Genomic DNA, 9,677 nt, shown 5'->3' on the forward strand with positions numbered 1-9,677 from the left:
CGGAATGCCCGTCCCGCAGCAACGTCATCGAGTTCACGGCCGAGAACTCATGGCGTCCGGCACCCGACGCGCTGGTCGATCCACCGGCCGTGCTGCCCGGCCAGGACATGCGGATACCCGTCGGCGCCGATGTATCCGACGGCCTCGCCGTCCGCGCCGAGCGGGGACGCGGCCAGGTTCGAGCTGAGCCTGGAGTACGGGGGAATCCCGGCCCGCGAGGTCAGGTTGGTGAAGCCCCAGCCCGTGCCGGGCACGAAGGTGGCCTCCCAGATGGCGCCGGCGTCGTATTCCTTGAAGAACAGGTGCTGCTGGCCGTCCTGCTCGTAGCCGCGCGGACTGACCTTGGCCTTCGGCTCGTGATAGGTCTCGGTGAGGTCGACGGTCTGCCACCGCGGCGAGGCCTCGCTGGACCATGTCTCCATCAGGTGGCTGGTCGAGGCGTCGGTGTACACGATGTGCGAGCTGTGGTCCCACGTGTAGGAATACGTGGCCAGATAACCGAAGATGTACCCGCCGTTGGTGGTGGCGACGGTCCACGACCAGGCCCCGTCGGGGCCGGCGCTGGCCACGATCAGCTGCCGGTCCTCGCTGACGTAGGCGAAGTGCCGCTTGAGGTCCCACGGCGTGGACCAGCCGGACGGCTCGGTGCGCCCGATGGGGGCGGCGATGGCGCCGGTCAGGTCCTGGCTGGTGAAGTATCCGTCGCCGGCGTGCGCGGCCGGGGCGCCGAGCACCGCGAGCCCGGCGGCCAGCAGGATGGCCGGGTTCTTCGCATCGGCGGGTCCCTCAGGCCTGGTAGGGCGCGGTCAGGTCGGAAATGATCACGTGCTGGTTGTCGTCGTAGTAGATGTAGAACTCGGTCTCGGTGCCGTGCACGGCGTCGTCGGGCGCGGCGAAGCCGGCGGCCCAGCCGAGGTCGTTGTGCACGGGGCCGGTGTCGGTCCAGAAGTACCAGCGGCCGTCCCGGGTACGGACGAACTCGTGCACGGCCAGGGTGTTCCGGTCGGTGGCGAACATGTGCTCGCTGCCGTCGGCGTTCCAGATGTACGCGTCGTTGGCCAGATGGGGCGTGGCGATGCCCCGCGAGCCGGTCACGGCGGTGACATTGGTGTCGGTCCAGCCGGCGGCGGTCCAGGCGGCCTCGTGCACGTCGTCGTCGATGCCGAGGTAGCGCAGCACGTAGCGCTGGGTGTGCCCGTCACGCAGGAACACCATGGAGTTCAGGTTGTAGTACGTGTCGTGGGCCGGCGTGCCGACCCGCTGGTCGAGCCACCGCCCGCGCAGCCCGGTCAGCATGTGCGGATAGCCGTCGGCGCCCAGGTAGCCGATGGCCTCCCCCTCGGCGCCGAGCGAGGTCGCCGTCAACGCCCATTCGCCGTGGGCCCCCATGTGGATGCCGCTCTGCGTGGACACGTTGGCGAAGCGCCAGCCGATGCCCGGCCGGAACACCGCTTCCCAGAGCTCGCCGGCGTTGGTGTCGACCCGCTCGAAGACGATGTGCTGCTGGCCGTCCTGCTCGTAGCCGTGCGGGTGCCAGCTGGCCAGCGGCCCGCCGTAGGTGGTGGTCAGGTCGATCGTCTGCCACGTCGGCGAGTTCTCGCTGGACCACACCTCCATCAGGTGGTAGTTGGTGCCGTCGGTGTAGACGATGTGCGAGCTGTGGTCCCATGAGTACGAGTAGACCGACAGGAAGCCGGCGGGGACGCGGTTCGCGGCCCGGGTCCACGACCAGGCGCCGCCCGGCGCGGAGCTGGCCACGATGAGGTCGGAGCCCTGGTAGTCGACGTATGCGACGTGTCGCTGCAGGTCCCAGGGGGTGGACCAGCCGGCGGGCTGGTGCTCGCCGACCGGCGCGCCGATCGAGGCGGTCAGGTCCTGGCTGGTGAAGTATCCGTTGCCGGCGTGCGCGGCCGGCGCGGCCAGCAGCGCGACGGCCATGGCGAACGCAGCCGCCAGCGCCTTGGCCCAGTTGCGTGACATGGCGACATCCTGGCCAGCGGGCCGTTCGTCGCAAATACGCAGTTCTGCGTAGTCACGGCAGCAGCGTCAGGGCACCAACCCTCGGTCGGCCAGCAGCCGCACGACCCGGTCGGCGGCGGTCGGCACGTCCAGGTCAGTGGTGTCCAGCCGCAGATCGGGCGCGGACGGCGCCTCGTACGGATCGTCCACACCGGTCAGCCCGTGCAGCTCGCCCCGGGATGCGCGGTCGTACAGGCCTTTCGGGTCCCGGCGGGCGCACTCGGCCAGCGGCGTGGCGACGTGAACCTCCAGATAGGTGGAGCCCCGCTCCACGTGCCGACGGCGCACGCACTCCCGCGCCCGGGCGTAGGGCGCGATCACCGGCACCAGCGCGACAACTCCGTTGCGGGCCAGCAACTCCGCGATGTAGCCGACGCGGCAGACGTGCCGGTCGCGGTCCTGCGCCGAGAAGCCCAGCTCACTGGAGACGGTGGCGCGCAGCTCGTCCCCGTCGAGCACCTCGGCGGGACCGTCCACAAGGGACCCGACCGCCCGCGCGATGGTGGATTTGCCGGCTCCGGACAGTCCGGTGAACCAGATCGTCGCGCCATGGGCCAGTCGCATGCCGGCCACCGTAGCCACGCCTTCCGACGGGGTCACGGTTTCTTAGGCGAATCGTAGAGAACTGCCAGCGCACCGACAGGGAAAGTTGTCATTGGGCAACTACGCTGCGCGGCCATGACCCCACGCGTGCACCTGCACGTCGGCCTGCCCAAGACCGGCACCACCCACCTGCAGAACATGCTCTGGCACAACAGGGAAACCGCCGCCGAACAGGGTCTGCTCTTCCCCGGCTACGTCCACGCGGCACACTTCCACGCCGCCGTCGACCTGCAACGGGAGCGCTATCCCGACTGGATCACACCGCTGACCGACCAGGCCTGGAACCGCCTGGTGGCCCATGTCCGGGCCTGGCCGGGGGATTCCGTCATCTCCAGCGAGCTGCTGGCCACCGCCACCGAGAGACAGGCCGACCGGGCGCTGCGCAGCCTGGACTTCGCCGAGGTGCACGTGGTCTGCACCGCCCGTGACCTGGCCCGCCAGATTCCCTCGATGTGGCAGGAGAACACCCGCAACCGCCGCACCGAGCGCTACGACGAGTTCCTCGCGGCGATCGGCGGCGACGGCGGGCATCCGCTGCACGAGCTGTTCTGGAGCTACCAGGATCTCCCCCGCGTGCTGGCCAACTGGGGCTGGAATCTGCCGCCGCAGCAGGTCCATGTCGTGACGGTGCCGGCCAGGGGCCCCGGCCTGTGGCATCGATACGCTTCGATGCTGGATGTCGACCCGGATCGCTTCACCAATCCGGATGATCACGACAACCACTCGCTCGGCACGCCGGAAACCGAGCTGCTGCGGCGGGTCAACGTCGCCGTGGAGCGCAAGGTCGGCTGGCCGCAGTACGACGCCGTGATCAAGGACTATCTCGCGCACAAGATCCTTGCCGCTCACGGCAACGGAAAGGTCGCGCTGCCGGCCGCGGAGCTGCCGTGGGTGCGGGACCGCGCCGAGCAGGTCGTCACGGCGATCGAGCGCGCGGGCTACGACGTCATCGGAGACCTCGACGACCTGCTGCCGCCCACCACAACGGCATCGGCAACAGAGCCGACCGACGCCGAGTTGCTGGACACGGCGGTCGCCGCCCTCGCGGACCTCGTCGCGCGCATGCGGAACAACCCGGACCGCGACACGCCGACCGAGCAGGTGCGGCGGCTGCTGCGCGGGTTCAGCGAACAGCACCCGCCGGTGATGGCCCTGCGCGAGCTGTACTGGAAGGGCAAGGCCCAGTTGTCCTGGGCCCGCCGCCGGTGATCCTGCACGAAATGCCGACGCTGGTTAGGCTCGGCCCGTGGAGCCGAGTGCGATCACCGAGATCCTCGACGGGCGGTGGGCCGCGCTGCGGCGCACGGTCCGGGAGCAGCTGGCCGGCGTCGAGTACCGCGACACCAGCGGCCTGAGCACGGAAGAACACCGCGCGCTGGTGTTCGAGCAGCTGCATGCCCTGGCCAAGACCGACGGCCCGAAGCTGGGCTTCGACCGCGAGTACGGTGGCGGCGGCGACATCGGCGGCTCGGTGGTGGCGTTCGAGACACTGGGCTTCGGCGACCTGTCGCTGATGGTGAAGGCCGGCGTGCAGTGGGGGCTGTTCGGCGGGGCCGTGCAGCTGCTCGGCACGCGCCGGCACCACGAGCGCTACCTGCCCGACATCATCGATCTGACGCTGCCGGGCTGCTTCGCCATGACCGAGACCGGCCACGGCTCGGACGTGCAGCACCTGCGCACGACCGCCACCTTCGACGGCGGCGAGTTCATCATCCACACGCCACACCAGTCCGCTCGCAAGGACTACATCGGCAACGCGGCGCGGGACGGCCGTGTGGCGGTGGTGTTCGCACAGCTGATCACCGACGGCCGCGGTCGCGGCGTGCACGCCTTCGTGGTGCCGATCCGTGACGCTGAGGGCAATCCTATGCCCGGCGTGTCCATCGAGGACTGCGGACGCAAGGGTGGCCTCAACGGCGTCGACAACGGACGACTGACGTTCACCGACGTCCGCGTGCCGCGGGACAACCTGCTCGACCACTACGGGCAGGTCGACGCGGACGGCGCCTACCGCAGCCCGATCGAGAGCGACAACAAGCGCTTCTTCACCATGCTGGGGACGCTGATCCGGGGCCGGATCAGCGTGGCGGGCAGCGCCGGCAGCGCGGCCAAACGCGCGCTCACCGTCGCCGTCCGCTACGCCGACACCCGCCGCCAGTTCAACCGCCCGGACGAACAGCGCGAGGTCGTGCTGCTGGATTACCAGGCGCACCAACGAAAGCTGCTCCCGGCGCTGGCTACCTCCTATGCGCTGCACTTCGCCCAGGAGAGTCTCACCCAGGCGCTGCACGACCTCCAGAGCACGACCGAACCGGACGAGCGCCGGCAGCGTGAGCTCGAATCCCACGCCGCCGGCATCAAGGCACTGTCCACCTGGCACGCCACCGCCGCGATCCAGACCTGCCGCGAAGCCTGCGGCGGGGCCGGCTACCTGACCGAGAACCTGTTGACCACGCTGAAGGCCGACACGGACGTGTTCACCACGTTCGAGGGCGACAACACGGTGCTGCTCCAGCTGGTGGCCAAGGGACTGCTCACCAACTACCGCAGCCAGTTCGAGGAGCTCGGCACGCTGGGGCTGGCCCGCTTCGTCGCCGAGCAGTTCGTCGGCCTGGTGACCGAACGCCTGCCCAGCCTCAGCCCCGGCCGGGACGACCCCGATGTCCTGCACGACCGCGGCTGGCAGCTGCGGGCGTTCGAGGACCGTGAGGCGCACGTGGTGGACGGGCTGGCCCGCCGGCTCCGACAGGCCGCCAGCGGCGCGGCGGATCCGTTCGAGGTGTTCAACAGCGCGCAGGACCATGTGCTGCGCGCCGGCCGCGTGCACACCGAACGCGTTGTCCTACAAGCGTTTGCGGAGGCGGTCGAGGGGTGCGCCGACCCGGAGGTCAAGCACCTGCTCGACCGGGTGTGCACGCTGTACGCCCTGCACATCGTCAACGAGGACCTGGCGTGGTTCCTCGCGCACGGCCGGCTCACGAGCGGTCGCGGCAAGGCGGTGAACGGTGCGGTCAACGCGTTGTGCGCCGAGCTGCGGCCCCACGCCCGCACCCTGGTGGACGCCTTCGCGATCCCGGAACGCTTCCTCGACGCGGCGATCCTGCGTGAGGAGACGGACCGGCAGGACGTCCAGTGGCAGCACGATCAGGCGAACGCCGCGAGCTGATAGTCCAACGGCGCCTTGGTCATGCGGTTGGCGAAGGTGGACAGGGTGTAGGCGCCGATGCCCAGCACCACCTCCAGCGCCTGCTGCGTGGTGTAGCCGTGTTCGAGGAATTCCTTGAGCACCACGTCGTCCACGCCGCCGGCGGCGGCCATGACCTCGATGGTGAAGGCGCGCAAGGCTTCCAGCTTCGCATCGGGCAGCGGCCGCTGCTCGCGCAGCGCCGCCACCAGCTCGGCGTCGGCCCCGATGCCGCCGAGCATGGCCGTGTGCATGGCGACGCAGACGTGGCAGCCGTTGCGCACGGCCACCGTCATGATCACCACCTCGCGGGCGACCGGCTCCAGCGATGTGGTCTCGAACATGGCGCTGAGCTTGAGAAAACCGTCCAGCAGCTGCGGTGACGCCGCCAGCCGGGCCATCGGGGCGGGCAGGTAGCCGAGCTTGTCGACGGTGGCCTTGAGCGGTCTCCTGGCCGCCGCGGGCGCGGTGTCCAGGGTGTGGTCGACGAACAAGATCTCCTCCAGTGGGACTAGAATCGTCAATGTGGTTGTCGAAAAGGTAAACCAGGTTGTCGAGTTTTGCAATGAGTGATCCGACCGGGGACGAGCCCGGCTTCGCGCTCCCCCTGCTGCTGTTCGCCGGCTTCCGCACGCTCATCGACCGTCTGCACGCGGAACTGGCCGCGCAGGGACACCCGGATCTACGCCCGGCCCATGGCTTCGCCCTGCAGGCCATCGGCCGCGCCGGCGCCACCGCCAGCGAGCTGGGCCGACGCCTCGGCGTGTCCAAGCAGGCCGCCGGCAAGACCGCGGACCGACTGGAGGCGCTCGGCTACGTGGAACGTGTCGACGACAGTCACGACGCGCGACGCAAGGTCGTCCGCCTCACCCCACGCGGCGTCGACGCACTGGTCCGATCGGCCCAGATCTTCGAGGAACTGCGGGCTGAATGGGCAGCAGCGCTCGGCGCGCAACGGCTCCGCGACATGGAGGCCGGCCTGCGCGCGATGACCCCGGGCAACTTCTTCCGACTGGACGCGCCCGGCTGGTTCACCGGCTAACGGGTTGAGCGATCGCTCAAGGTCGGCTACCGTTTTGAGCACTTGCTCAAAGCGGGGGGGTTGGTCATGAGAGCGCTTGTGGTCGGGGGCGGCATCGGCGGCCTGGCCGCCGCAGTGGCCCTGCACCGGCGGGGCTGGTCGGTGCAGGTGTGGGAACGGGAGCCGGAGTTCGGCGAGCTCGGCGCGGGCCTGTCGTTGTGGCCCAACGCCATGCGGGCCCTCGACACGCTCGGCCTCGCCGACCGGGTGCGCGAACTGGGCGCGGTCGAGCGCGGCGGCGGCGTACGCGATCGGTCGGGCCGCTGGCTCAGCCGGACCGACAACGCCGAGATCGAGCGTCGCCACGGCTGGCCGCTGATCGTCGTGCACCGCGCCGACCTGCACACCACGCTCCTCGACGCGCTGCCGGCCTCCGCGCTGAGGCCGAACACCGCGCTGACCGACATGGTTCAGACCGAGGGCTTCGACCTGGTCGTCGGGGCCGACGGCCTGCACAGCACCGTCCGACGGCTGTGCTGGCCGACCGCCCCGGTGCCGCGCTACACCGGCAGCACGAGCTGGCGGACCGTCACCGAGCCGCTCGACGAGCCGCCGGCCGAGGGCGCGGTGACCTGGGGCGCCGGCGAACGGTTTGGGTTCACCGCCATGACCGGCGGCCGGTTCTACTGCTTCGCGACCGGCCGGACCGCGCCTTACGGCCGACGGGGGTTGGACGAGCTGCGGGAACGCTTCTGCGACTGGCCCGAGCCGATCCCCCGCCTGCTCGCCGCCACGACCACCGTCGTGCGCCGGGATCTCTACGACCTGCCGCCACTGCGGTCCTATGCGGACGGTCGCGTCGCCCTGCTCGGCGACGCCGCCCACGCCATGACTCCCAGCCTCGGGCAGGGCGCCTGCCAGGCGTTGGAGGACGCCGTCACGCTCGCCGCCGTGGGACTGGCCGGTTACGACCGCTTGCGACTACGCCGCACGCAGGCGATCGTCCGAAGATCGGCGCGGCTCAGCGCCGTCAGCCAGTGGAGTTGGCCGCCGGCCGTGCGGGCACGGGACATCGCCGCGCGGTTGACGCCGGCCGCCGCGACCCTGCGCGCGATGGATCCGGTGCTCGGTTGGACCCTCGATGCCTGACTGGACCTACCATCCGCTGCGAGGCATCGCCGCCGCCCTGCTCGGCGAGCGGCGGTCGCAGCTGGCCGCCCTCAAGGCGTTGGCCACGGTCGGTTCGCTGCCCGGCGGTGGGCGGATCGTCGCATGTGGACTCGGCCACCGTCATGCCCCGCGCCGCCTCGCCGGGCAGATCGCCGGCGTCGACGTGCGGGTGCGGCTCGGGGCCGTGGTTCCGCCCGCGGTGGCCCGCCATGCGGTGCGGGCCTTGCCCTTGCTCGGCGCCGGACTGATCGAGATCGGGCCGGTGTCGTCGGCGGACGTGGGCCAGGTGCGGGACGCCGTGGCCGGGCGGCGGATCCCGGTTGTGGCCCGAACTTCCGACCCTGACACGAAAGCCGCCTTGGTTGCGCTTGTCGACGCGGTCGTCACCGACGACTACGTCCACCCCCGGTCGGTGCACGAGGCGGTGCAAGCGCTTGCGGAACCGTCCACAGTGGTCTTTGCCACCCCCGACCTGCTGATCCGCGAGGGACCGGGCTGGTTCGCGCGAGTGATCGACGCCGCCGGCCCGGTCGGCGGAAGGCGCGGATTCTCTTGGCTGTGGGGCCTTTTCCTCGGCGTCGGCATGATCGTCGCTGGCCTGGCGGCCGTCGCGATCACGCTCGGCCCGGTGCTGCTCTGGTACGATCGGGACTACCTGGGCGTCACCACGATCGGCCCGCACCTGGGGCATTTCCTTCAGCACGACCGAATTTCGCTGGCCGGTTCGATGATAGCCCTGGGGGTGCTGTACGTCGGACTGTCGGCGGGCGGTATCCGCCGCGGGTGGCCCTGGGCCCGCGAGGCACTGCTGGTTTCCGGCTGGGTCGGCTTCCCGACGTTCTTCTACTTCGTCGGCACCGGCTTCGTCGACGTGCTGCACCTCGTGGCCACGCTGGCGCTGTTCCCGTTCTTCCTGCTCGCCACCCGGCGACGAGCGGGCGGGCAACGGCGTCCGCTGCCGGACGGCCCGCGACGCCAGTGGCGGCATGCCCTCATCGGGCAGCTGCTGTTGGTGATCACCGGGCTGGGCATCGTCGTCGGGGGCGCGGTGGTGTCCGTCATCGGCCTCACGACGGTGTTCGTGCCGTCGGACCTGACCTATCTGCACACGACCACGGAGGTGCTGCAAGCGGCCAATCCCCGACTGTTGTCCTTCATCGCCCACGACCGCGCGGGCTTCGGCGGCGCGCTGATGTCGGCCGGCATCGGCATCGCGGCGCTGAGCGCGTGGGGGTGGCGGCGCGGCGAGTCCTGGGTGTGGTGGACGCTCGTGCTGGCGGCGATCAGCGGCTTCGGCTGCGCGCTGACCGTGCACGGCGAGATCGGCTACACCGACCTGGGCCACCTCGCGCCGGCCTACCTCGGCCTCGCGGTGACGATCGTGGCCCTCGTGCTCGCCCGCCCGTACCTGTGCGCGCGCCGTCCCATACCGTGATCCCATGGCCGAAACGCGACAGCGCCTGATCGACGGCGCGATCGAGACGATCCGGCAGCACGGCATCGCCGGCACGTCCGCGCGCACCATCGCGGCCACCGCCGGCGTGAACCAGGCGCTGGTCTTCTACCACTTCGGCAGCGTCAACGACCTGCTCAAGGCCGCCTGCCTGGCGGCCACGCTGGGACCGGCTGGACCAGTTCGAGCAGCGCCTGGCCACCGTGGACGGCCTGCGCGACCTGCTC

10 protein-coding genes are annotated in these 9,677 nt (G+C 70.6%); 6 read left to right on the top strand and 4 right to left on the bottom strand.

Annotation, left to right across the window (positions count from 1 at the left end; all coding sequences use genetic code 11):
* Positions 1 to 47 precede the first annotated feature (47 nt).
* The 3 genes from KUTG_RS08955 to cysC form a co-directional block, all read right to left on the bottom strand.
* Positions 48 to 734 carry a hypothetical protein gene (locus KUTG_RS08955; protein ID WP_043716315.1) on the bottom strand — a complete coding sequence of 229 codons (687 nt, stop codon included), beginning with the start codon at positions 732 to 734 and terminating at the stop codon, positions 48 to 50.
* A gap of 52 nt (positions 735 to 786) precedes the next feature.
* On the bottom strand, positions 787 to 1,980 hold the full coding sequence (locus KUTG_RS08960) for a hypothetical protein (protein WP_043716318.1): 1,194 nt from the start codon (positions 1,978 to 1,980) through the stop codon (positions 787 to 789).
* A gap of 66 nt (positions 1,981 to 2,046) precedes the next feature.
* Positions 2,047 to 2,583, bottom strand: coding sequence for an adenylyl-sulfate kinase (gene cysC, locus KUTG_RS08965; protein WP_157494420.1), 537 nt, complete (start codon positions 2,581 to 2,583; stop codon positions 2,047 to 2,049).
* A gap of 114 nt (positions 2,584 to 2,697) precedes the next feature.
* Between cysC and KUTG_RS08970 the strand changes: the two genes are divergently transcribed.
* A complete protein-coding gene (locus tag KUTG_RS08970) occupies positions 2,698 to 3,831 on the top strand; it encodes a hypothetical protein (protein WP_043716323.1) in 1,134 nt (377 codons plus the stop codon).
* Between the two features lie 37 nt (positions 3,832 to 3,868).
* Complete coding sequence (locus tag KUTG_RS08975; RefSeq protein WP_043716325.1) at positions 3,869 to 5,788, top strand: acyl-CoA dehydrogenase family protein; 1,920 nt, start codon at positions 3,869 to 3,871, stop codon at positions 5,786 to 5,788.
* Here KUTG_RS08975 and KUTG_RS08980 read toward each other — a convergent pair.
* Entirely contained in the window at positions 5,767 to 6,300 is a 534-nt protein-coding gene (locus KUTG_RS08980; RefSeq protein ID WP_043728725.1) for a carboxymuconolactone decarboxylase family protein, read from the bottom strand. The genes KUTG_RS08975 and KUTG_RS08980 overlap by 22 nt on opposite strands.
* Before the next feature lie 71 nt (positions 6,301 to 6,371).
* Between KUTG_RS08980 and KUTG_RS08985 the strand changes: the two genes are divergently transcribed.
* From KUTG_RS08985 to KUTG_RS09000, 4 genes are all read left to right on the top strand, one after another.
* Positions 6,372 to 6,848, top strand: coding sequence for a MarR family winged helix-turn-helix transcriptional regulator (locus KUTG_RS08985; RefSeq protein ID WP_043716326.1), 477 nt, complete (start codon positions 6,372 to 6,374; stop codon positions 6,846 to 6,848).
* A 66-nt stretch (positions 6,849 to 6,914) separates the two neighbouring features.
* Positions 6,915 to 7,976 (top strand): FAD-dependent monooxygenase, encoded by a 1,062-nt coding sequence (locus tag KUTG_RS08990; protein ID WP_043716328.1) that lies wholly within the window; start codon positions 6,915 to 6,917, stop codon positions 7,974 to 7,976.
* Positions 7,969 to 9,432 (top strand): hypothetical protein, encoded by a 1,464-nt coding sequence (locus tag KUTG_RS08995; RefSeq protein WP_043716329.1) that lies wholly within the window; start codon positions 7,969 to 7,971, stop codon positions 9,430 to 9,432. The genes KUTG_RS08990 and KUTG_RS08995 overlap by 8 nt, the downstream gene beginning before the upstream one ends.
* A gap of 4 nt (positions 9,433 to 9,436) precedes the next feature.
* A partial coding sequence (locus tag KUTG_RS09000; RefSeq protein WP_043716330.1) for a TetR family transcriptional regulator occupies positions 9,437 to 9,677 on the top strand: 241 nt, incomplete at its 3' end.

The sequence above is a fragment of the Kutzneria sp. 744 genome, assembly GCF_000568255.1.
Taxonomy (GTDB): Bacteria; Actinomycetota; Actinomycetes; order Mycobacteriales; family Pseudonocardiaceae; genus Kutzneria.

What these genes read in the sequence shown, in the direction of transcription:
- KUTG_RS08960 (WP_043716318.1), bottom strand. Translation starts at nt 1,980, where the DNA reads ATGTCACGCAACTGGGCCAAGGCGCTGGCGGCTGCGTTCGCCATGGCC.
- cysC (WP_157494420.1), bottom strand. Translation starts at nt 2,583, where the DNA reads ATGCGACTGGCCCATGGCGCGACGATCTGGTTCACCGGACTGTCCGGA.
- KUTG_RS08970 (WP_043716323.1), top strand. Translation starts at nt 2,698, where the DNA reads ATGACCCCACGCGTGCACCTGCACGTCGGCCTGCCCAAGACCGGCACC.
- KUTG_RS08985 (WP_043716326.1), top strand. Translation starts at nt 6,372, where the DNA reads ATGAGTGATCCGACCGGGGACGAGCCCGGCTTCGCGCTCCCCCTGCTG.
- KUTG_RS08990 (WP_043716328.1), top strand. Translation starts at nt 6,915, where the DNA reads ATGAGAGCGCTTGTGGTCGGGGGCGGCATCGGCGGCCTGGCCGCCGCA.
- KUTG_RS08995 (WP_043716329.1), top strand. Translation starts at nt 7,969, where the DNA reads ATGCCTGACTGGACCTACCATCCGCTGCGAGGCATCGCCGCCGCCCTG.